Raw genomic sequence first — 22,733 nt, forward strand, 5'->3', positions numbered from 1 at the left:
ACAATTTTAAGCTCCGATTCAACCAAATCAAGGAACAAATTGTTTTTTGGCTTAATTATTTGTTCAACTTCTATCCTGAAAATAATATTCCTATTTTTGTGGAAATTAAAAATAGCTCTTTTTAAGGGTTGACTAAATAATGAAAAAAATTAGACTATTTAAAAAGGTTTTTCTATAATTACCAGGCTGTATATATGAACTTATTTTTTAATAAAGTTTTCTTCTTTTGTAAGCAAAAAACAGGTACACAAGGAAAGATATACAATTTTGTGTAAAGCTAGTATAGCGCTGGGCACAAAAGGATTTTTATGGCAGTGCGTGTATGTTTATAGAAAAATAATTAAACCCTTTTTGTATTTATTTGAAGCGCAAAGCCAAGTAAAAAATATAAGCATTTAAACCCATATAAAACAGCGCTGGCAATGAAATCCAAAGACTATCTTTCAATTTCATTCTGACGATTAAACCAAGGAACATTAACAATCCCAGTCCGCCAGATGATACTAACAAAAGAGGTTCGTACCATAAACCTAGCAATAAACCAAGCGCGCCCAAAATTTCTAATAGTATAACTAAAAGCGCTAGTTTTTCTAATTTAAACCGTTCGAATTCATTTTTCATATGAGGTGAAATGAAATAAGAAATTCCATAAAATATAAAAGAAATACTAGACACTAATACACAGACAAGTAGTACATTCATAATTAAATTAGATCTGAAGTTACTGTTGTCAAAAAAATACACAAAATCAATAATAGCAATGAAGGCAAGTGCTTAACGAATGGATTTTTGATTTTAAAATGAAAATATTGCGCCCCTATCATAAGCAATCCCATAAGTGCAGAAGATATTGCTAAAAGTTCAGGATGCCAAATACTTACAATTATTAATGCAGATAGTGTAATTTTTGTAGCCCCAACAAAATTTCTAGTTAAGTCACTTAATCCAAATTGATTAAATTCTTTAACAACATTAAAATAGCGGAATATCCAAACATAATAAACGGATGCTGAGACAATAATTTGTGCTGCGAGAGTGAGATTTGTCATTTTATTTCATTTTAATTAGTAGATGTTTTGTTATGATTTATTTGTAAAAGTACAATAATATATCGTATTTAGTAAAATTTAAGTGGTTGTAATTTAATCCAGTTCTTCTTCTAAAATTCGCTAACGAATCGTTTCTTCTAATCAAGTATAATTTTAGCTTACAATAACGTCGTGTTTGTATAGCAACCCTTTTAAGCCATCAAGCGAAAATACAGCTTTCTTAATCTTGGTTGTAGTCGGGTCAATAGTGTAATTGTAACTCGTCTTGAAGTTGGCTTTATTGGCATTGGCTTTGCCAAATTCTGAACGATATAAATCACAATTATCAAAGACCACTCCGGTTAAATCGGTACTCATAAAATCCACAGCGATACTGCTACAGTCAACAAATGTGGTTCCTTTTATTTTTAAGGTGTAAAATTTCGAAAAGTCCAAAACACATTCCTTAAAATGAACCTCAAAAATGAGTTTATCGCACATTGCAAAATTGACATCTACGATTTTGCAACGGTTAAAAAATACGCTTCTTAATGCTACGTGATTGATTTTGGCTCCGCTAAAAATGCAATCGTTGAAGGTGCAATCAATAAAAACAACACCGATAAAATTGCATTGCGAGAAATCACAAGTAGTAAAAGTACAGCATTCAAATTCCTTTAAATTGATATCTTTTTCATCATACGTGCAATCGTTGTATTCGATGTCAAGGAAATAGTCTGGCATTGAAAAAATACATGTTTAGGTTAGAAAACCAATGCGCACAAAGAAACAAATTTCGATAACTGAAAAAACCTAGAACGTAAAATAAATTTCGATTATTGAAATAAGTAATAAGCACGTTAGTATGTCGCATTTTAAAATCTTACAAAATGATATGACTGAATGTTAAATAACTAATATGTTTTATTCAAGTCTTTCGACTGTAAGGCAGTTAGACTTTTGACCTACGGAAATAAATCTATCTTTTTAAAAAAAAGTTAAAATTACTTCGTTGATGCTACTTTGTCATTAACTTCGCAAAAAATATGAAAGCAAATATTTATTACATATTCTTACTTATTCTTCTTCCACTTGGAGGAAAATATTTATTTGCAAATGTGCATCGAAGCGCGACAAGCTCTTCTTTTTCTAAAAATGCTATAAAACATCAACAATTTAAACACAAAAATTCAAATCATCATAGTACTATAAGTGTAGTGATTTATGTTGATTTTGAAGAGGAATTACATACAAATGAAAATCACAAAGAAAGAGATTCTAATAATTTATTAGCAAACACCGCAGGATTCTTAAACAATTGGTATTTGACTTTCTCTAACCCATTTCTTTTTAAGAATTACTCCAATAATTTTAAAGTCTTAGCACCTTTTTGTGTTGATTCCAATCCTATTTATCTTATAATAGGAGATTTCAGAATTTGATAATTACCGCACATTAGTTCCCAAAGATGTGGTTTTCTATCCTTAATCGAGGCTATTTATTTCGTTTTATCTTTATTTAAGGTTCAGAATTAACTCTGGAAACTGATTGTATTTTTTGTTCAAAGGAATTCCTCATTCCAAGCATTATCTATTAAAACCATTTTTATATCATGAAGAAAATAATCGTGTTCGCGGGCTTGATTGCCTTGGCGTGTATTACAAGTTGTACATCCAAAAAACAAGAAAAAGAAGAAGTTGAAAAATTTACGGTTACGAATCCTGTATCCATTGATACTTCGTTTACCAAGCAATACGTTTCCCAAATCAAATCAGTGAGAAACGTTGAAATTCGGGCTCAGGAAAAAGGCTATTTGCAAAATATTTATGTAGATGAAGGTCAGTTTGTAAAGGCTGGTCAAGTGTTATTTCGAATCATGCCAGGATTGTATCAAGCTGAATTGTTGAAAGCACTAGCCGAAAGCAAGGCCGCTGAGATAGAATTGCAGAATGCCAAATCTCTTGCGGATAAAAATATTATTTCAAAAAGCGAGCAAGCTATTGCACAAGCTAAATTAGAGCAAGCCAAAGCCGAAGTTTCGCTGGCAAAGCTTCATTTATCATTTACAGAAATCCGAGCGCCTTTTGATGGAACCATCGACCGAATTCCTAAAAAATTAGGAAGCCTTATTGACGAAGGGGAATTATTGACGAGCCTTTCAGACAACAGTCAAATGTTTGCTTATTTCAACGTCTCTGAACCAGAATACATTCAATATCAAACGGATTTAAAAGATCGTGCAGACAACAATGTGAATCTGGTTTTAGCCAATGGTGAATTATTTAAATACAAAGGAAAAGTGGAAGTTATTGAAAGTGAATTTGATAACGAAACCGGAAATATCGCTTTCAGAGCAAGATTTTCCAATTCAGATAAATTGCTTCGAAACGGTGAAACTGGCCAAGTTCAAATGGTTGTTCCCTTGCGAAACGCCATCGTGATTCCTCAAAAAGCAACCTATGAAATTCAAGATAAAAAGTATGTTTTTGTTGTGGATAAAAACAATAAAGTAAGTTCTAGAGAGATTACAGTTTCAGGCGAAATTCCAGATTTGTATGTCGTAAAAAGTGGAATCGCTGCAACTGATAAAATTCTATTTGAAGGCGTTCAGAAGGTAAAAGATAACGACAAAATTAATTATGATTTCGTAGCGCCTCATAAAGTAATTAATAATTTACGATTAAAAGCGGAGTAATTTTAAGTAATCAGCTTACAGTATTTAGTAATCAGTATTCGGTCCCGAGTAACTCTGAATACTACAAACTGAAAACTGAACACTTACAATTTTGTTTAATCATTAAAAAAATAAATAAATGTTTGATAAATTTATACAAAGACCTGTAATGTCGATAGTGATATCGCTTATTATAGTCTTTTTAGGTGTGTTAGCGGTAATGAGTTTACCAATCACCCAATTTCCGACCATATCACCACCAATGGTCAATATTACTGCAGATTATCCTGGTTCTAATGGTGAATTGATGATCAAATCGGTTGTTATTCCATTAGAGAGAGCTTTAAATGGAGTTCCGGGGATGAAATATATGACCTCTGATGCTGGAAATGATGGTGAAGCGAGTATCCAAGTTGTTTTTAATTTAGGAACAGATCCCAATCAAGCTGCCATTAATGTTCAAAATCGTGTGGCTTCGGTTACCAATAAATTACCACCATTGGTAGTAAGAGAAGGGGTAAAAATCACCCGCGAAGTACCGAGTATGTTGATGTATGTGAATCTTTTCAGTACGGATAAAAATACGGACATGAAGTTTTTATACAATTATGCCGACATCAATGTGCTTTCAGAATTAAAAAGGGTAAATGGTATTGGATCTGGAGACATTTTAGGAACACGAGAATATGCCATGCGTATTTGGTTGAAACCCGATCGAATGTTGGCTTATAAAATTTCTGCCGATGAGGTAATGGAAGCTTTATCAAGTCAAAGTTTAGAAGCCTCGCCAGGAAAAACTGGAGAAGCCTCAGGTAAACGTTCACAAGCGTTTGAATATGTTTTGAAGTATTCTGGTCGTTATACTACCAAAGAACAATATGAGAATATTATTGTAAGATCTAACAGTAACGGAGAACTTTTACGTTTGAAAGATATTGCCAAAGTGGAATTTGGTAGCTCAATGTATGATATTTATTCTAATTTGAATGGAAAACCATCCGCAGCTATTGTACTAAAACAGTCTTTTGGCAGTAATGCTAACCAAGTTATTGCTGATATCAAGACCAAACTGGAAACCATTAAAAAGAAATTCCCAAAAGGAATGGATTATGAAATTTCTTATGATGTTTCAAAATTTTTAGATGCCTCTATCGATAAAGTAATCCATACATTAATTGAAGCCTTTCTTTTGGTAGGATTGGTGGTATTTCTCTTCTTAGGTGATTGGCGTTCTACAATCATTACTGCCGTAGCAGTACCAGTATCATTGATAGGGACTTTTGTTTTCATGCAATTTTTCGATATCTCACTTAATTTAATTACTTTATTTGCTTTGGTTTTGGCTATTGGGATAGTCGTCGATAATGCAATTGTAGTTATTGAAGCGGTTCATGCTAAAATGGAAGAAGAACCTATTTCGGCTCTTAAAGCAACTAAAAAAGTAATGCACGAAATTTCGGGAGCTATTATTGCCATTACCTTTTTGATGGTAGCAGTATTTATTCCTGTTACATTTATGTCTGGTCCAGTCGGAATGTTTTATAGACAATTTTCGATTACAATGGTAACTTCAATTGTGCTTTCAGGCGTTGTGGCATTAACATTAACACCAGCACTTTGTGCGATGATGTTGAAAAACAATCACGGAAAACCCAAAAAGAAAACTCCAATAAATAAATTCGTAGATGGTTTTAACAATTGGTTTAACCTGACACAAACTAAATATGAAAATCTACTAGGAAAAATAGTTAACAGACGGTCGGTTACTTTTATAGTTCTTTTGGTCTTTTGTGCAGGAACTTGGCTTATCAGTAGTACTGTTCCATCAGGATTTATTCCAAATGAGGATCAAGGAATGTTTTACGCAATTATTCAAACTCCCCCTGGTTCATCCTTAGAACGAACTAATGATATTGCTGATAAATTGCAAAAAATTGCTGAAGGTGTAGAAGGAGTAAAATCCGTTTCTGCATTAGCAGGTTATGAAATTTTGACTGAAGGTACAGGATCTAATGCAGGAACTTGTTTAATAAACCTTAAAGATTGGAGCGACAGAAAACAATCAGTTCAGGAGATAATGACAGCATTAGAAGAAAAGTCGAAAGACATTCCTGGAGCCAATATTGAATTTTTTCAACCACCAGCGGTACCCGGATATGGGGCTGCGGGAGGATTTGAACTTCGCTTATTGGATAAAACGGGTTCGGGCGATTACAAAAAAATGGAATCAATCAATACTGATTTCGTAAAAGAATTGAACAAGCGTCCTGAATTGTCCAACGTGTTTAGTTTTTATAGTGCGAGTTTTCCGCAGTATATGATGAAAGTCGATAATGATTTGGCACAACAAAAAGGAGTGTCTATCGAAAATGCGATGAATACTTTATCAACTCTTGTTGGAAGTAACTACGAGATTAGTTTCATTAAATTCGGAATTAATTATAAAGTAATCGTTCAAGCAGCACCAGAATATCGTTCACAACCCAATGATATTTTAAAACTCTATGTAAAAAACAATCGGGATGAAATGGTGCCTTTTTCAGCTTTTATGAAATTAGAAAAGGTTTATGGTCTATCTGAAATAACAAGGCATAATATGTACACTTCTACAGAGATTAGTGGTTCTGCTGCTCCGGGTTATAGTAGTGGATCTGCCATTAAAGTAATTCAAGAAGTGGCTGCCGAAAAATTACCAAGAGGATATGATATTGATTGGGCAGGTATCTCTGCCGATGAGGTAGCGCAAGGCAATCAGGCAATATGGGTATTCTTGATTTGTTTAGCATTTGTGTACTTGGTTTTGGCCGCTCAATACGAAAGTTTTATTTTACCCTTTTCAGTAATCCTTTCTTTGCCTGCAGGTATTTTTGGAGCTTTCCTTATGTTGAAACTAACAGGATTAGAAAATAATATTTATGCTCAAGTTGCTATGGTAATGCTCATTGGTTTACTCGGAAAAAATGCCGTATTAATTGTCGAATTTGCCATACAAAAGCATGCGGCAGGAAAATCAGTTTTTGAAGCTGCAATTGAAGGTGCCAAAGCAAGATTTCGTGCAATTTTGATGACATCCTTTGCTTTTATTGCGGGCTTATTACCACTTGCTATGGCAACGGGACCAGGTAAAATAGGTAACCGAACTATTGGTACTGCTGCGGCTGGAGGTATGTTGATAGGGACTATTTGCGGTGTGTTTGTGATTCCAGGATTGTATTACATTTTTGGTAAAATAGCCGAAAGATTTACCTATGTTAAAAATCAAAAAGAAAATCCATTAACCGAAGAATTTGATGATCATCATGCTAAATAAAAAGTTATTTAAATATAGTGTTACGCTAAGCATTTGCTTGGCGGTAGCAAGTTGTACTCCAGCTCTGGCCCCTTTGGCAGCAACAAAATCTGTTCCAGAATCATTTGAAAAGAGTACCGATACGACCAATACGTCAAGCACACCTTGGCGCAGCTATTTCAAGGATTCAAATTTGGTGAGTTTGATTGATACGGCTTTGAAAAACAATCAAGAATTGCAGATTACTTTGCAGGAAATCGAAATCGCCAAAAATGATATTCGCGTTCGAAAAGGAGCACTTTTACCAAGCGTTGGTGTTGGAGTAGGAGCAGGAATCGAAAAAGTAGGACGCTACACTAGTCAAGGCGCTGGAGATGCTTCTACGGAGATAATGCCTGGCAAAGAAATGCCTGATCCGTTGGGCGATTTCAAGTTGGCTGCTTATGCCAATTGGGAAGTGGATATCTGGAAAAAACTTCGCAACTCTAAAAAAGCAGCTGTGAGCCGGTATTTATCGACCGTTGAAGGAAAGAATTTTGTGATTACGAATCTTATTGCCGAGGTGGCCGATTCCTATTACGAATTGCTGGCTTTGGATAGTCAATTGGATATAGTAAGACAAAATATTGCTTTACAAAGTAACGCTTTAGAAATCGTAAAAATCCAGAAAGAAGCTGCAAGAGCCACAGAATTGGCTGTTCAAAAGTTTCAGGCCGAGGTTTTGGCTTCCAAAAGTATGGAGTTTAATATTCTGCAAAACATCAAAGAAACGGAGAATAAAATCAACTTTTTATTGGGGCAATATCCACAAGAAATTAAGAGAGATAAAACTAATTTTGTAAGTTTAATGCCTTCGATAATTCATTCTGGGATTCCTTCTCAAATGCTAGCGAATCGTCCCGACATCAAACAAGCCGAATTGGAACTCGAAGCGGCAAAACTAGACGTAAAAGTGGCACGTGCCGAGTTTTATCCGTCACTTGATATTTCTGCAGCGATAGGATTCAATGCGTTCAAGCCGACTTATTTGTTTACGTTGCCAGAATCTTTGTTATACTCCGTTGCGGGAGATTTGGTTGCACCAGTAGTCAATAGAAATGCCATCAAAGCAGAGTACAGTTCCGCCAATGCAAGACAATTACAGGCTTTGTATAACTACGAACGCACTATTTTGAATGCTTATCTTGAAGTTTCGAGCCAATTATCTAAAATTAATAATTTGGAAAAAAGCTACGACCTTAAATCGCAACAAGTGGCTGCATTGAATCGTTCAGTTGATGTAGCCGGAGATTTATTCAAATCGGCACGTGTAGATTATTTTGAAGTCTTAATGACCCAACGCGATGCTTTAGAAAATAAACTCGAATTAATAGAAACAAAAAAAGCCCAACTCAATGCCACAGTCCACGTATATAGAGACTTAGGTGGAGGTTGGAGATGATGAGAAGTCAATATTTTGAAGCGCTACATTATCCGGATTCAACTAATCAGAAAGATTTTTTGAATAAATTTCCGAAACTTAGCGAGAATCATATAACAAAAACACCGTTTAAATTCTTGGTATAATACTAAAAATACTGGAGGCCTTTGAGTTTGTTTAGTCAAGAAATAATTTAAAATTATCTGGTTTTTTAAATTAGATTTGTAATTCACAGCAACCCTGAAAGTTTATACTTTTGGGGTTTTCTGCTATTTATTGAGTTTTAAATGAATTACATTATAATTAATTATTTATCGACTCAGCATTATTTTTTTGTATTGTGAAGGAACATAACCCGTGTTTTTTTTAAACGTTTTATTGAAATGCGAAATCGTTTCAAAACCGCATCTGCTGCTTATCTGCGAAATACTGATGTCTTCCATTAATAATAATTTGCACGCAAATCCAATCCGCATATCTAATAGGTAATTTTTAAAAGATTTTCCAGTTTTACTTTTAAAATAACGACAAAAAGCAGAAGTATTCATCGCCGCAAAAGAGGCAATTTCTTCAAGGCTAATGCTGCGCGTATAATTTTTATTTAAGAAGGAAATTACCTTATCTATTCTTGCGGTATCATAGATTGTTTCATTGACAAAGTCAGTTGTAGAAATGGTTTTTCTATTTATTGTTTCTGACATTTCTTTGAGAATTTCCAAAAAAAGCATGAATTGATTTAAACCATTTTCTAAAGGTATTTTTTCTAATAGATCCTGCAATTTTAGAAAATGCCCTTTAGCAAAATAAATCCCTCTTAGCGATTCTTGAAACAGATTTTTTATTTTGATAAATTGTGGATAATGATTTATGGCATAATACATAAATTCTTTTTCAAATTGAATTATGGTGCCTTTTGCTCTCAAATCTGTATTTCCTAAATAATACATTTCATCGCTTTTTAAATAATGGGGTAAATTACTGCCAATAAGCAAAATATCGCCCGCTTCATATGTAGCGATATTGTTTCCCACAAATCGAGTTCCTGTACTTTCTTGAATGTAAATAATCTCATATTCAGAGTGAAAATGCAAAGGATATGAAAAATGATTGTAATCATAAAAACGGACACTGAGAGGTGCTATTTCAGAGAACAGAAGTCGTTCGTTCATTATTGTTTTCATATCAACTAGTATTATATTGCAAAAATAGAATAAGTATATGCAAATTTAGTATATATATTTAGTTTTACTTCTAACTAAATTTGTCTGTAGTAATCTAAAAATTAATAAAATGAATGATCTATTTAGTATCAAGGGAAAAGTAGCTATAATTACTGGAGCCGGCGGAGTTTTAGGTGGAAGTATAGCCAAAAGTTTTTTACAAGCTGGGGCAAAAGTTGTGGCTATTGATATTCATGAAGAAAATCTTAGTAAAAGAGTTGCTGAACTTTCTGCTTTCGGAAGTGATGTTATTGGGGTTGTTGGTAATGTGCTTGATATGGAAAGTTTAGAAAATGTATCCAAAGAAGTATTGGCCAAATGGGGACGAATAGACATTTTATTGAATATTGCAGGAGGAAATCTTCCAGGAGCAACTTTAATGCCTGATCAAGAATTTTTTGATATGAAAATAAGTGATTGGGACAAAGTGACCAACTTGAACCTGAATGGAACCGTTTTTCCTAGTATGGTTTTTGGAAGGGTAATGTCTAAACAGAGAAGTGGAAGCATCATCAATATGTCTTCTATGGCGGCTTATTCGGCGATTACTCGTGTTCCCGGTTATTCAGTTGCCAAAACTGGAATTAGTAATTTCACCCAATGGTTGGCTACAGAAATGGCTTTGAAATATGGAGATGGAATTCGTGTTAATGCATTGGCTCCAGGATTTTTTATTGGTGACCAAAATCGTGCAGTGCTTATCAATCCTGATGGTTCACTTACAGATAGGAGTAAAAAAGTATTAGCAAAAACTCCAATGGGACGCTTTGGCGATATAGCAGAATTGAATGGAACTGTTCAGTTTTTGTGCAGTGAAGCAGCCAGTTTTATTACGGGAGTTGTATTGCCAGTAGATGGCGGTTTTAGTGCATTTAGCGGCGTATAATTATGGAAAAAACGTGGAGATGGTTTGGCAAAAAGGATAAAATAAGGTTATCTATGTTACGGGCGATTGGTGTCGAGGGAATTGTTTCGGCATTGCATGATATTCCAAATGGCGAAATCTGGAAGGAAGAAGCCATTCTTGATTTAAAACATTATATTGAAACTGCGTGCTTGCATTGGTCGGTTGTCGAAAGCCTTCCGGTGAGCGAAGGCATAAAGAACAACGCTTCCAATAGAGATGAATTAATAGACAACTATATTGTGAGCCTAGAAAATCTTGGAAAATGTGGCTTGAAAACAATTTGTTATAATTTTATGCCCGTAATCGATTGGATTCGAACGGATTTAGATTATAAATTGGAAGACGGTACTTCGACTTTATTTTTCGATAAAATCAAATTTGCCTATTTTGATATTTTAATTTTGAATAGAAAAGCGGCTGATAAAGAATATACCAGCGAAGAATTAGCCAAAGTTTACGCACTCGAAAAGACCATTACCGAAGCGGAAAAAGCGCAATTGATAGACACTATTATTGTAAAAACACAAGGCTTTATCAATGGAAACATAAAAGAAGGCGACCAAAATCCTGTAGCGATATTTAATAAGTTGCTTGCGGTTTACGACACTATCGATAGAGATGAATTACGTGAAAATTTGCGCTATTTCCTGAACCGAATTATGCCAGTTTGCGAACAATATGGTATTAATATGTGCATTCATCCTGACGATCCTCCATTTCAAATGCTAGGTTTGCCAAGAATTGTTACAAACGAGGAAGACATTCAATGGATTTTGAATGCTGTCGATAATCCGCATAACGGATTGACTTTTTGTGCAGGCTCTTTGAGTACAGGCATCAAAAATAATGTTCCAGCGCTGGCAAGAAAATTTGCTTCTCGCACTCATTTTGTGCATTTAAGAAGTACCGAAACTTTAGAAGGAGGCAATTTTATCGAAGCTTCTCATCTTGAAGGTCGTGGACATTTAATAGAACTAGTCACCATATTTGAGGCTGAAAACCCTAAAATACCGATGCGTGTCGATCACGGCCGAATGATGCTGGGTGATGAAGAAAAGGGATACAATCCGGGTTATTCTTTTCATGGCAGAATGTTTGCTTTAGCACAAATGGATGGCGTAATCGCAACTGTTCAGCATTTTAATAATTAAAGATATATAAATGCCAAAAACAAAAAAGTTTTAAAAACAGCGCGTTATTTCTTTCTTTTGTTATGACTCATTTGTGAAATTTTATTGTTTGAGAATTTTAAAGCCGAAAAATTTCTAATTAGAACACCAATCTAATTGGAGTTACATCATTTTTTCAAAAAAAGATGCAGTTCTTTTAAGAACAATTAAACCTTTATTTTTGTTATCGAAAAGGATATCAAGTGCTAGCAAACCTTTACTAAGTGAGCCTTTCAGCTCTAAAATCCGTAGCCTAAACCAAAGGTAATTCTAGCTCGGTCATCGACACTTTTGAAGTAGGTAATTCTTCCAGTAACGATGTTTAGTCCATTAATCCATATTCCGCCACCAAAGGATTGATGCCATTTTTGAGAATTTTCTCCGTCGAGCCAAACCCTTCCGTAATCAAACCCACCCAAGATTCCATAAGACATGGGTACGATGCTTCTTTTTATTTTTCCGATATTCCAGCGTAAATCTGTACTTTGGTAAAATGAGGCTTTCCCTAAGAAGCGTTCGTTCCTGAAACCTCTCAAATCATAATCACCACCCAAAGTGGCACCTTGATAAAATTCGAAATTATTGTTGAACAGCACTTTTGTTTTTAGAATGGTGGCTAAAACAAACTCTCCTTTTGCATCAATTTTATGGTTGAAATTAATTTTGGCATCCACGGCTGGGAAATTGTTTTTCGTTTCTCCAACATTCATTTTCCAACTGCCCGCCAATGAAAAGCCAAATCCCATAGTAGGAAGCGATGGAACATCATAATTCTCGAAGCTGTATTTAATTGCAGCTCCAACATAGTGCTGGCTGTCAAAAATATTTGGGTTTACGACTCCCGGAATATTGATGAAGCGGTCAGTAGTTTCTTCGACTATTAATTTCTCGTAAAGTGTGGCAAAATTAATTTCGCTACCATAGCGTCCTACTTTTTTGATGGATGGTGATGCTGTCAACGTTCGCAAACGAACTCTATTGTAGTTCATTCCGTTAAGTTTATCTTCATTTATGGTTTCATTTCCAAAGCCAAAATAGTTAATAGTGAAATTGGGACTTGTAAAATGAGACTCTAAGATAAAATCCCATTTGCCTAAAACTTTTGGAAAAAAGCCCTTATAAGTAAATTCATAACCGCTGGTTGCAAATAAGTAATAGGCTTCGAATACGTGTTTCTGCGTGAAGGGATATTGATGGAATTTGTTTGAGACATAGTTTGAAATAAAACCTAATTTTACTCCGTCATCAGGATTGTAACCACCAAAGGGAATTGTTGAAAGGTCACTATATTGTACCTTTTTGTAGTTGTACAAATTGGGTTCATAATCATCAGTCAACACGATTTTGGTTTTTGCATCTAAAGAAAAATTGTTCGGTTTTGATTTAAAATCATAAATTTTTATATTTTTTCCATTTTCCACAGTATAGTAATCTTTGCTTTGGCCACCAATCAAACGAATCATTGTTCCTGATTGAGAGACTCCTTTCACCTCAAATACATCGTCGCCGTCCAAACCATAAATCCAAATATTTTTGGTTTTATCTGCAGTGAAATTTTTGGTGTAAATCAATTCATCAGCTTCGGCTTTGATTCTATAAACTGCTACTTCAATGTTGTTTTTAGAAGATTTGGTAATTATAAATTTGTCTCTTTTATCGGTTCCAACAATCAAGACCGTTTTTTGTAAAACACGGAAATACGTTTTGGCATAGTCTTGAAGTTTGGTTTTTCTTATTTTTAATTTTTGTTTGATTTCTTCAATCGTTTCGTCTTGAACTTCTTTGGGCAAATTACTAAAAGCAACGTCAATTTCAGCATCCGAAAGATTTTCTTGAATGTATTTGGCTTGTTTTATCCAATCTTTTTCATCGGCAGTTTTTAGGAAGGCGATATCCTGTGGATAGGGTTTGCTGTTCAACCATTTTATGTTTTTAATATCGTCTTTAAAAGTTTGTTGATTGCGCAATGCTGTTTTTTTCATTAATATAAAAAGTAGGGCACCATCATATTTTGTAAAGGCTTGATCCCTGTTTCTCGGAATGGGCTTATACACTATTTTTCCGTTTTCGTGGTATTCGCCCCAGCTATATTGATCACTGTCTCTGTCCCAATCGCCAATGAGCATGTCGAATAATCGGGCTTTAATATATTCTGGTTCATCGATTGCATATTGCTCGTCTTTATGGAGGTTTTTAAAAACATCATCCGTACTAATGATAGTAAGTGGCTTTCCCAGACTTTCTACATTCTTTTGACTGGGTGTTAAATTTTCTTCGACCAAGTACAATTCATTGCCAAAATTATAATTAAACCCTTTTAAAATAGGCTGTTTTGGTATGTAATATAAAAGTGGATTTGTATGTGCCACACCAATTTTGTCGGACATATTTGCGATGGCGAGTTGGGTGTAAGGGTGGGAGGTAGTGTAAAAATCAAATAAAACATCTTCGGCATAGGTGTTGCCAAATTGATTTAAAACATTTTGATCCTTAAATAGTACAGTTTGAAGAAAACGGGAGGGATTTTTTTTCATGGCACGCATTACATATTCTTTTCCACTTGCACTAACAAGTCCCAATGATCTCGATTGATATCCATCACCTTCTCTTGTGGGTTTGACTCCGCCAAAAAGAGTGTCCAAAGTCGCTGTTTTTGCTTTGATAGGCAAGCTGTAATAGTTGCGGTAGTGTTGCCCAAAAAAGAATTTATAAAAAATACTTTTACGGGTCATTTTATCAGAATAAATTTTGGTCGTAGTTGTTACAGCAAATTTTTTCGGTAGATTGGCTGGTACAACAGTGTCTCGAACTTTTATAATGGTTTGTTCAAAAAGTAATTTCTCGCGTTGATTTTCATTGCCATAAAAGGCTACTTTAGTTTCTCCGTTTTTATAAAGCGTTAATTCTGCATAACCATTGCCACCATAAGAAAAATCAGTTGGGTTGGCCGCTTTGGCAGCTTCAGGTTTTGAACCAGCTCCACTAATGATTTGTCGAATATTGTTCTTGTTCAGGTATTGTAAATTATGTTCATGACCCGATACTACAATCACATTTCTTTGATTTTGCACTAATGTTTTTACTCGTTTGGCAAAATTAGTGTACACCTTGTTTTGAAGATCTTGTGGATTGATGCCCGATGTTTTGCGAATTAAATTGATGGCAGAGCCAATAACTGGAAGTGGGATTTTTTGTTCCAATGGAAAAAGTTCTTTTTCTAAACTATATTGTCCACCGTGTGAACCGTTGCTGATTAACGGATGGTGCATCGCAATTAGTACTGATTTTTCTTGGTTTTTATTCAAAAGATTGGCTAGTTCATCAAAAAAGTCTTCACGAGTTTTAATGCTGCAATTTTCGTTTATTGTTGGGTATTTGTCCCAATTTTCCAGAAACCATTGGCTATCAATAGTGATTAGAGTAATGTTTTTGTCAATTACTAATTCTTCCAAGCCACAGCTATTTTGGGGTAAAAACGATTTTTTATCATTGAGATAATTGGTAATGAATTTTCCTTGGCGTTCTAAGCCAGTAATTCCGTTGTACCAATCGTGATTGCCCGGAATAAAAATAGTTTTTCCTTTGAAATTTTTGGATAATTGCAACTGGTTTTTGAGTTTAGTTTCTGATAGAACGCGTTCGTCAGCACTATTATTTTTTGGAAAACCGTTGTGATAAATATTAACTCCTAGAAACAAAAGTGTACTGTTTTTATTGGCGTTTTCTAATCTATTTTGAAGTAATCCAAGCGTTTGATGTGCTTTTTCTTCGGCAGCATTTCCAGCATCGCCAATTAGGAAAAACCTATGGGCGATTTTTGAAGAATCGGTTTCATTTTGGACGAGATGGCTTTCTATGTTTTTACCATATTGTGCGTGATGGGTAGCGCAAGATTGCAATACCAGGATTAAAATTAAAAAGGGAAAACTTATTTTAATTCGTTTTCTAGTACAATTTTTTAAAAACAAAACCATTATTATTTTTTATATTAGTTACTGCGAGCTACTAATAGCTCCAATGAAATTCTCTTTATTATTGATTTAAAGTAATTCGCATATTGCATATTAGTATCTTAAATGTGAAAATACAAGACATTTTAAACCCTCTCGTAATCGCCTTGCCAATGGATGATTGCTTTTTTAATTTCTGTTCCGGAAAGATTTTCAGCCAGTGTTTTCTCAATTAGTCCCAAAAGCTCATTATCGGGAGCAAAGCGCAAGGCAAATATTTGGTCATCCTTTAATTGGTTTTCGATAGTTTCGAATCTTTTCCAAGTTAGGGCGAAATAGCGGTACCGAAGTTCTAAATGAACGATGCGGTTTTGCAAAGTCATTGCATAATGTTGGCGCAGCATAAAGGCCAAACAAAACAGCACAACGAAAATGGCACTGATAAAAGCCCAAATCAATTTATCTTCAGTGGTGAAAGCAAAAGAAATGCTGAAGGCTAGAAACGTCAATACAATGGGATAATACACAAAATGATGTGGAGTGTAATATCGAATGTGGTTTTTGAAAGTTTGTTTTGTCATACTTTTATTTTTAAGTTTTTTTTAGATGAATCAAAATCAATATTTTTTATGGTAATATTGATTTTATGCTTCTTTGCACTTCTATCCTAATGTTTTTTAATTTGATTTTTTAAACAGGATCTTTAATTCAAAGTCGAAATTTCTATTTATAAATAATGGTTCTTGGCTTGTCCAAACCAAAATCTTGAAAACCAAAATCTGAAGTTGCTAATGAATTTGTTTTGAAAATGTTATTACCACTATTCCGGATTTTTGGATAATAAGAAAGGGAAATCTGGAAAGTATTAAATACCAAATAGTCATTAGTAATAATAAATCCGATCCCGAATTTCGAGTACGCTTTGCTTTCATTCCATCCGTTTTTTTCATCGACAAGCATCGCAACAGTATAATTGAAATAGGGATTTAAGCGAAAACCCAAAACATTCCAAGGAGAATAGGTTTGGGTTTGAAAGGTCAGCATCATTTTTTGATTACCATAAATCGCACTTTTAAAGCCTTCTATTCCATAATTTTCGTTAATAGTGAGTTGATCGCCAGTAGAACGCTGTCTATTGATTCCAATAGTCAATTGTGGTTTGATGAACTGTCTTACTTTCCATTTTCCAATATCGATCAAATTAGTAAAATAATTGGCTTGAAAAGTAAACGCAGTTTGTTCTGTAATTGTTTTATTGAAAAATGTTCCCAGTTCAAAGTTGAGGCTGAGAAATCCCCATTTGAAATAATTCCCAAAAGAAACTTGTCCACCCAAATAGATACGATTCACATCGTTTTTAAATTGATTACCCACTGTAATTCCGAATATTTTCCCAATAGGGACATCCTCAATTATTCCGTTCTTGAAAATGTATTTGTCTTGCACGTATTTACGCGTTGAAATGCCAATTCCAGAAAGAAAAAAATGTTCTGAGGAATAGAAATCAATCGGGTCGTAATTGATGCTCGGGTTTTCTATATAATCTACATTCAAAAACCTGCCTGAAACAATCAAATTTGTCACCCTGTGGTTTTCATTAGTTTCATTAGAAATTCTGAAAGCATATCCAGCCCAAAAATCCTGTGAGTTGTATTTAAAATTTTGTTTTGCAAATACTAAATTGGCATCAGAAAGTGTATCGGTCCTAAATTGCTGGTCTACACTAACACCACCAGCCCATTTTGCAAAAGGAGAATAAAAAGGACGATCAATAGCTATGGTTTTTCCATAATTATCATCTAAATCCTTGTAATAAAGAACCGCGGTTTTAATGAAAGTATTTTTGATATTTGGAACAACGTATTCTAAATTATAAGCATTTTTTCCATCACTATATCTTTTTTGATAAGCACTATTAAGAGTATGTCCTGAGCCAAAAAAATTACGCTCATTAAGTTGAAAATTAGCCTTGCTATTGGTTAGTGAAAATCTTGGCAGCAAACTCCAAGTATCTAAAACCCGAATGGAAATATCAATTGAATCTCCATTTTTTTCAATTGGTTGGATTGTAATCGCCACTCTGTTGATATAGTTTTGGGCTCTTAACAAACGCAACGATTCTTTTACCAACAAGGAATCTAAGGGTTGCTTTTCCCTGATAAGCAAAACATTTTGAATGGCTAATTTTTTAGTTTTACTATGTAATAAATCCCCATTTTTTTCAACCCAATTTATAGGTTTTTTTGCAGCATCAATCTCAGAATAGCCAAAAGGATCAAGGGTAATAATAGCAATATTCCTAATGATCTTGCCTTCGAAGGTTTGGAAGTTTTGTTTAACTAGCTTCCTTTTGAGTTTTTGTTTGGGATTGACGGGTTTAAAAACCAACTTGTGTATAAATTTAGTAAATCTATGTTTTTTGGAATAGGTCTGAATGTCCTTATACACTTCAGAACTATCTTTTTTTGGACCGTTTACTTGGGCAAATGATAGTTGAAAATATAGTAGAGTAAAAATAATATAACCTATTTTTGGTTTTTGAAGCATCTATAAAGAGTCCTATTTATTGTTAATCAATTGCAGTGGCAGATTGTTTTAACAAGCAAAGGTCAAACTTATGTACTTCTAATGTGTTATAAAATTTTATGAAAGACTTACAAAATTCGCAGTTAAATTAATCTACAAACTCCTTTTGTTCATTTGGATGGTTTAGAATTGTAATTCCTACCTGCAACATTAAGTTATTTGGATAGACGATAATTTCGCCTTTTTGGGTTTTCAAATACACATGAAAAGCTCCAATATCTTCAATTTCGGCTTCAATAGGAAAATCTTTGTCATGGATAAAAATATAATCCCCAATTTTATAGGGGAAGGAAAAAAACAAGATGATTCCTGATGTGATATTGCTTAAAATGGACCACTGAGCAAACATTGCTACACCCACAACTGTTGCGATGGACGAAAATACGATAAAAATATCTTTAGTTTGAACGCCCCAAATTATTATCAAAGCTATTATAGCAATTATATTCATCAACAAATGAAGGTATTTGAGAACTAATCGGGTTCGTTTTTCTATGGTTTGGCTTTTTTTGGCAAAACTTCGCACCACTTTTGAAACGATAATTCGTGACAAAACCACCAATAGTAATAAAAATCCTGTTGCAATTAATTCTTTTGTAAAATTATTTAAGTAGTCCATAGCCTCAATTTTTAGGCTAAATTACTCAAATATTTTCAAACATTATGGGTTGAAATTTCCATAATAATTTGCAAAAGAATGTTCCGTTTTTGAAAAGCCTATAAAACCAAGCTATTTCTGGCATTGACAAATTTACTTGTATCTAACTAATTAGTTCACAATTTCGTTGGTATCTAGTTCATTCTTAGCAGTGTTTTTTTTGAATCTCCATACAAAGGCTTTTGGCATGTTATCACCCATCAAATAACCCCAAGGTGCTGCAGATTCTATTCTGTCGAAAACTATTTTTACAATTGCAAGTAATGGTATAGCTAAAAACATTCCAGCAACTCCTCCAATTTGACTACCAATTAAGATTCCTACTATTGAAACAAAGGCATTTATCTGCACTTTTGAATTTATAATTATAGGAACAAGAATATTATTATCAATGATTTGCACGATGATATTAACGATAATTATTCCTAAAATCAATGATAATTCGGGTGTTCCGGTTAAAGATGCTAATATTGTCAAAACGCCTGCAAACAGAATCCCAACATAGGGTACAAGATTTAATATTCCAGTGATTAGACCTAATAAAATAGCGTATTTGACACCTATAATATACAAACCCAGGCTTGTTAATGCTGAAACAGCAATCATTTCGAAAATCAAACCTGCAATATAACTATGAACAGAACTTTTTATTTGCGTCAAAATATCTTGTAAATTGGCGTGATATTCTTTTTTGAATAATTTTGCAAAAAACAATATAAAATGGGTTCTATAGATAAGGATGAGAAAAGTATAGATAGGTATTAAAGTCAAATCTAAAATAGTGTCTGTGACCGACATTAAAGTTGTCCCTATCGTTTGTTTTCCTTTTTGAAAAGAATCCTGCGTGACATCGTCAATATATTTTCTTTGTTCCCACATACTTACATGGAAATTTTCTTTGATATAGTGTTGAATGTCAACAATGAAAAGATTAATATTTTTTTTAATCGCTGCAAAATCATCGGCTATATCACTAATTTCATAAGACAGGAATATAAGAATACCTATAATTAAAGATACAAATAGCAATACCGCTATTGACGAGGATAAAACATTTGGAAATCGTAATTTAGAGTTTAAAAAATGAACAATAGGCAATAGCAAAACGGCATTCAAAAAAGCCATTAAAATAGGAATTAGTATAGTACTGCCTTTACAAAAAATATAGGTAACGCCAATCAAACTGATCATCATAAATGAAAGTCTAATATAAAAAGGAAATTTAATGCTGTTATCCATATTTTTTGATTTCAATTAACAATAAAATCTTATGTAATCACATAAAGATCAATTGTCAAAAATCAAATTTTTCAAGATATTAATTGTTATACAGTTTTATATTTATTTTATATAATTACCACATTTAAAGTTCCAAATTGTAACAAATAGTTATTTTAAATTACTCAAATATGCATAGACTTTATCCGTAGGCATTCCCATCACATTAGCATAAGAACCCTCTATTTTTGAAACACCAATAAAACCAATCCATTCTTGGATTCCGTATGCTCCAGCTTTATCGAAAGGTTTGTAATTTTCGATATAATACAGAATGACTTCATCACTCAATTCATTGAAAGTTACTTTCGTTACTTCAAAAATTACAGTTGAATCTATATTGGTTTTAAAACAAACCGAGGTGATTACTTCGTGTGTGGCATTCGACAATGATTTCAAAATAGCAAAGGCATCTTGTTCGTCTTTTGGTTTTCCCAAAGCCTTATTGTTGTGCCAAACAATGGTATCGCTAGTAATCAGGATTTCGTTATCATTCAATTCTCCTTCAAAAGCACGTGCTTTCAATTCTGCCAAATAATTAGTAATCTCTTCGGCTTTTAGCTCAGGCGGGTAAATTTCTTCAATTTCTTTCAAACGAATTTCGAAATCGAGGTCTAAATCTTTGAAAAACTGTTGGCGCCTTGGTGAACCCGAAGCCAAAATCAACTTGTATTTTTGCAATTTACTTTTAAGCATTGTATTTTATGTTTAGGCTGATGATTACAATCGAAAGTATTCCGAAAAACAGAACCCATTTCAAGATGATACTCAAATGATGAAAATCTTGTGATGCTTTGGCTGACCAAATTTTTATTGTGAAATAGAGTAGGGGTGCCAAAATAAAAACCAATCCGTACAGCGTTCCGTAAATCAATTGGTAAGCAAACAAGTTAGTGCTTATATAATTTAGTATTAAAATTATTGGGATAAAACTAAGTCCAAAAACCAATTTTGTAGTTTTTTCAGCACCTAAAACAATCGGTAACGTATTCATTCCCTGATTCAAATCGCCTTCTATATCTTGTAAATCTTTCACCATTTCCCGTATAAAATTAATGATGAAAGCAAAGATGGCATAGTCCAAAAGAATTCCGAAAAGCAATCCCATAACATGTCTGTTTTCGTCATTTGTAATGGGAAATAAATCAAAAATGCCGATGATAATTAAACTAAACGAAAGCAACAAAGCCACCACAACATTGCCAATAAGTAAGCTTTGCTTCAAGCTCGTAGCATAAAAATAAAGTGTCGCCGCAATGACTATAAAAATGGATGCAAAACTAGGTTTGTTGATTACATTCGATAAATAAAAACCCATCGCAACACCAATAAAGGTAAAACCAATATAAAGATTATAAGCCTTAGTTTCGGAAATAAATTTACCTACAATTACATTTTCGGGTTTGTTTTCGGAGTCAGTTTCCACATCAAAAATATTATTAATTACATAGCCACCCGCTGCAATACAGGCTGTTGCCAAAACCAACAAAATATATTGCCAATCGGCCAAAGCCAGCGGAATATGCTGCAATTCCAGAAAACCATATCTAAAAATTAACTGCATCAAGGCAAGCATTATTAGGTTTTGGTAGCGAATGAGTTTTAGATACTTCATAGTTTAGTTGTCAGTGGTCAGTTTATTAGTGGTCAGTGATTAGTGATTAGTGTAGCTAAATAGTGGTCAGTGGTCAGTTTTTTAGTGGTCAGACTGACTACTAAAAAACTGAACACTAAACACTCAAAATCTGATCACTACTTCTCAAGCAAATAGCGAATCACAGTTTCGGCGGCATACAAGCCAAATAATCCCGGCATATAGCTATTGGTTCCATAAAAAGACTTCTTATAATTAGATCCGTCGGTCATTTTTAAACTAGAATCATCTTGAATTTCAGACGAAAAAACGACTTTCAATTTGTCAATTTTAAATTCTTTCAATCGACGACGAACGGTTTTTGCCAAGAAGCAATTCATTGTGTTATTAATGTCAGCAACTTTTACTTTCGAGGCTTCCATCTTTCCGCCTGCACCCATTGAGGAAATAATTTTGACTCTTTTGCGCTTGGCGGCAATGATTAAATTTAATTTTGGAGTGATGCTGTCAATGCAATCCAAAACATAATCAAATTCTTCGGAAACAATTTCGAAAGCTCTTTCTGGTGATAGAAATTCCTTGATGCTAGTCAATTTCAATTCCGGATTAATGTCCATTAATCGGTCGCCAACGATAGTTATTTTGGCTTGTCCCACTGTCGAATGCAAAGCGGGTAATTGCCTGTTGATGTTGGTAATATCTACAACATCGCCATCCACAATAGTCATTTTTCCCACTCCAGCTCTTGCCAAAAATTCGGCAGCAAAAGAACCCACACCACCCAATCCTACTACCAAGACATTGGAGTTTCTCAATATATTCAATCCTTCTTCTTTAAATAAGAGCTCTGCTCTTTCTGTCCATTCAGCCATTTTGTCATTGCGAGGTACGAAGCAATCTCATCCTCTTTTTTAAGTTTAATTATTTTTTTTGAACACACATAAAACGGATTTGCTAAAG

The 22,733-nt window shown here is 34.0% G+C and carries 18 protein-coding genes; 6 read left to right on the forward strand and 12 right to left on the reverse strand.

Translation table 11 applies throughout. The features are described 5' to 3' along the window. Positions 1-357 precede the first annotated feature (357 nt). From RMO83_RS10380 to RMO83_RS10390, 3 genes are all read right to left on the reverse strand, one after another. Entirely contained in the window at positions 358-702 is a 345-nt protein-coding gene (locus tag RMO83_RS10380) for a hypothetical protein (protein WP_310559611.1), read from the reverse strand. A 2-nt stretch (positions 703-704) separates the two neighbouring features. Continuing rightward, positions 705-1,049, reverse strand: coding sequence for a DoxX family protein (locus RMO83_RS10385; protein ID WP_310559612.1), 345 nt, complete (start codon positions 1,047-1,049; stop codon positions 705-707). A gap of 153 nt (positions 1,050-1,202) precedes the next feature. Beyond that, positions 1,203-1,772 carry a pentapeptide repeat-containing protein gene (locus RMO83_RS10390; RefSeq protein ID WP_310559613.1) on the reverse strand — a complete coding sequence of 190 codons (570 nt, stop codon included), beginning with the start codon at positions 1,770-1,772 and terminating at the stop codon, positions 1,203-1,205. 302 nt (positions 1,773-2,074) lie between these two features. Between RMO83_RS10390 and RMO83_RS10395 the strand changes: the two genes are divergently transcribed. The 4 genes from RMO83_RS10395 to RMO83_RS10410 all read left to right on the forward strand — a co-directional run bounded on the left by RMO83_RS10395 (position 2,075) and on the right by RMO83_RS10410 (position 8,432). Beyond that, a complete protein-coding gene (locus tag RMO83_RS10395; RefSeq protein ID WP_310559614.1) occupies positions 2,075-2,470 on the forward strand; it encodes a hypothetical protein in 396 nt (131 codons plus the stop codon). 170 nt (positions 2,471-2,640) lie between these two features. Continuing rightward, positions 2,641-3,723 (forward strand): efflux RND transporter periplasmic adaptor subunit, encoded by a 1,083-nt coding sequence (locus RMO83_RS10400; RefSeq protein WP_310559615.1) that lies wholly within the window; start codon positions 2,641-2,643, stop codon positions 3,721-3,723. A gap of 118 nt (positions 3,724-3,841) precedes the next feature. Continuing rightward, entirely contained in the window at positions 3,842-7,012 is a 3,171-nt protein-coding gene (locus RMO83_RS10405) for an efflux RND transporter permease subunit (protein ID WP_310559616.1), read from the forward strand. Further along, complete coding sequence (locus tag RMO83_RS10410) at positions 7,002-8,432, forward strand: TolC family protein (protein WP_310559663.1); 1,431 nt, start codon at positions 7,002-7,004, stop codon at positions 8,430-8,432. Before RMO83_RS10405 ends, RMO83_RS10410 begins: the two co-directional genes overlap by 11 nt. Positions 8,433-8,722: 290 nt before the next feature. Here RMO83_RS10410 and RMO83_RS10415 read toward each other — a convergent pair whose 3' ends face one another. Further along, the gene (locus RMO83_RS10415) at positions 8,723-9,592 is read right to left on the reverse strand and encodes an AraC family transcriptional regulator (protein WP_310559617.1); all 870 of its coding nucleotides are present in this window, start codon (positions 9,590-9,592) and stop codon (positions 8,723-8,725) included. Positions 9,593-9,701: 109 nt separating this feature from the next. Between RMO83_RS10415 and RMO83_RS10420 the strand changes: the two genes are divergently transcribed. After that, on the forward strand, positions 9,702-10,517 hold the full coding sequence (locus tag RMO83_RS10420; RefSeq protein WP_310559618.1) for an SDR family oxidoreductase: 816 nt from the start codon (positions 9,702-9,704) through the stop codon (positions 10,515-10,517). A 2-nt stretch (positions 10,518-10,519) separates the two neighbouring features. Further along, a complete protein-coding gene (gene uxuA, locus RMO83_RS10425) occupies positions 10,520-11,689 on the forward strand; it encodes a mannonate dehydratase (RefSeq protein ID WP_310559619.1) in 1,170 nt (389 codons plus the stop codon). A gap of 257 nt (positions 11,690-11,946) precedes the next feature. Here uxuA and RMO83_RS10430 read toward each other — a convergent pair whose 3' ends face one another. The 8 genes from RMO83_RS10430 to RMO83_RS10465 form a co-directional block, all read right to left on the reverse strand. Next, positions 11,947-15,606 (reverse strand): metallophosphoesterase, encoded by a 3,660-nt coding sequence (locus RMO83_RS10430; RefSeq protein ID WP_310559620.1) that lies wholly within the window; start codon positions 15,604-15,606, stop codon positions 11,947-11,949. Positions 15,607-15,803: 197 nt separating this feature from the next. After that, a complete protein-coding gene (locus RMO83_RS10435; protein WP_310559621.1) occupies positions 15,804-16,238 on the reverse strand; it encodes a DUF6526 family protein in 435 nt (144 codons plus the stop codon). A gap of 142 nt (positions 16,239-16,380) precedes the next feature. Beyond that, positions 16,381-18,204: a hypothetical protein gene (locus tag RMO83_RS10440; protein WP_310559622.1), complete on the reverse strand. Its 1,824-nt coding sequence runs from the start codon at positions 18,202-18,204 to the stop codon at positions 16,381-16,383. Positions 18,205-18,331: 127 nt separating this feature from the next. Beyond that, entirely contained in the window at positions 18,332-18,862 is a 531-nt protein-coding gene (locus RMO83_RS10445) for a mechanosensitive ion channel domain-containing protein (RefSeq protein WP_310559623.1), read from the reverse strand. A gap of 150 nt (positions 18,863-19,012) precedes the next feature. Further along, on the reverse strand, positions 19,013-20,140 hold the full coding sequence (locus tag RMO83_RS10450) for an AI-2E family transporter (RefSeq protein WP_310559624.1): 1,128 nt from the start codon (positions 20,138-20,140) through the stop codon (positions 19,013-19,015). Positions 20,141-20,290: 150 nt separating this feature from the next. Further along, on the reverse strand, positions 20,291-20,875 hold the full coding sequence (locus tag RMO83_RS10455; RefSeq protein WP_310559625.1) for a Maf-like protein: 585 nt from the start codon (positions 20,873-20,875) through the stop codon (positions 20,291-20,293). Next, a complete protein-coding gene (locus RMO83_RS10460) occupies positions 20,868-21,794 on the reverse strand; it encodes a geranylgeranylglycerol-phosphate geranylgeranyltransferase (RefSeq protein ID WP_310559626.1) in 927 nt (308 codons plus the stop codon). Before RMO83_RS10460 ends, RMO83_RS10455 begins: the two co-directional genes overlap by 8 nt. Positions 21,795-21,931: 137 nt before the next feature. Continuing rightward, positions 21,932-22,645 carry a tRNA threonylcarbamoyladenosine dehydratase gene (locus RMO83_RS10465; RefSeq protein WP_310559627.1) on the reverse strand — a complete coding sequence of 238 codons (714 nt, stop codon included), beginning with the start codon at positions 22,643-22,645 and terminating at the stop codon, positions 21,932-21,934. Between the last annotated feature and the right edge of the window lie 88 nt (positions 22,646-22,733).

This window comes from Flavobacterium sp., from assembly GCF_031423415.1.
Lineage (GTDB): Bacteria > Bacteroidota > Bacteroidia > Flavobacteriales > Flavobacteriaceae > Flavobacterium.

What these genes read in the sequence shown, in the direction of transcription:
- RMO83_RS10420 (WP_310559618.1), top strand. Translation starts at nt 9,702, where the DNA reads ATGAATGATCTATTTAGTATCAAGGGAAAAGTAGCTATAATTACTGGA.
- RMO83_RS10380 (WP_310559611.1), bottom strand. Translation starts at nt 702, where the DNA reads ATGAATGTACTACTTGTCTGTGTATTAGTGTCTAGTATTTCTTTTATA.
- RMO83_RS10440 (WP_310559622.1), bottom strand. Translation starts at nt 18,204, where the DNA reads ATGCTTCAAAAACCAAAAATAGGTTATATTATTTTTACTCTACTATAT.
- RMO83_RS10400 (WP_310559615.1), top strand. Translation starts at nt 2,641, where the DNA reads ATGAAGAAAATAATCGTGTTCGCGGGCTTGATTGCCTTGGCGTGTATT.
- RMO83_RS10385 (WP_310559612.1), bottom strand. Translation starts at nt 1,049, where the DNA reads ATGACAAATCTCACTCTCGCAGCACAAATTATTGTCTCAGCATCCGTT.
- RMO83_RS10455 (WP_310559625.1), bottom strand. Translation starts at nt 20,875, where the DNA reads ATGCTTAAAAGTAAATTGCAAAAATACAAGTTGATTTTGGCTTCGGGT.
- RMO83_RS10405 (WP_310559616.1), top strand. Translation starts at nt 3,842, where the DNA reads ATGTTTGATAAATTTATACAAAGACCTGTAATGTCGATAGTGATATCG.
- RMO83_RS10415 (WP_310559617.1), bottom strand. Translation starts at nt 9,592, where the DNA reads ATGAAAACAATAATGAACGAACGACTTCTGTTCTCTGAAATAGCACCT.
- RMO83_RS10450 (WP_310559624.1), bottom strand. Translation starts at nt 20,140, where the DNA reads ATGGATAACAGCATTAAATTTCCTTTTTATATTAGACTTTCATTTATG.
- RMO83_RS10410 (WP_310559663.1), top strand. Translation starts at nt 7,002, where the DNA reads ATGCTAAATAAAAAGTTATTTAAATATAGTGTTACGCTAAGCATTTGC.
- RMO83_RS10465 (WP_310559627.1), bottom strand. Translation starts at nt 22,645, where the DNA reads ATGGCTGAATGGACAGAAAGAGCAGAGCTCTTATTTAAAGAAGAAGGA.
- uxuA (WP_310559619.1), top strand. Translation starts at nt 10,520, where the DNA reads ATGGAAAAAACGTGGAGATGGTTTGGCAAAAAGGATAAAATAAGGTTA.
- RMO83_RS10460 (WP_310559626.1), bottom strand. Translation starts at nt 21,794, where the DNA reads ATGAAGTATCTAAAACTCATTCGCTACCAAAACCTAATAATGCTTGCC.
- RMO83_RS10395 (WP_310559614.1), top strand. Translation starts at nt 2,075, where the DNA reads ATGAAAGCAAATATTTATTACATATTCTTACTTATTCTTCTTCCACTT.
- RMO83_RS10445 (WP_310559623.1), bottom strand. Translation starts at nt 18,862, where the DNA reads ATGGACTACTTAAATAATTTTACAAAAGAATTAATTGCAACAGGATTT.
- RMO83_RS10390 (WP_310559613.1), bottom strand. Translation starts at nt 1,772, where the DNA reads ATGCCAGACTATTTCCTTGACATCGAATACAACGATTGCACGTATGAT.
- RMO83_RS10435 (WP_310559621.1), bottom strand. Translation starts at nt 16,238, where the DNA reads ATGACAAAACAAACTTTCAAAAACCACATTCGATATTACACTCCACAT.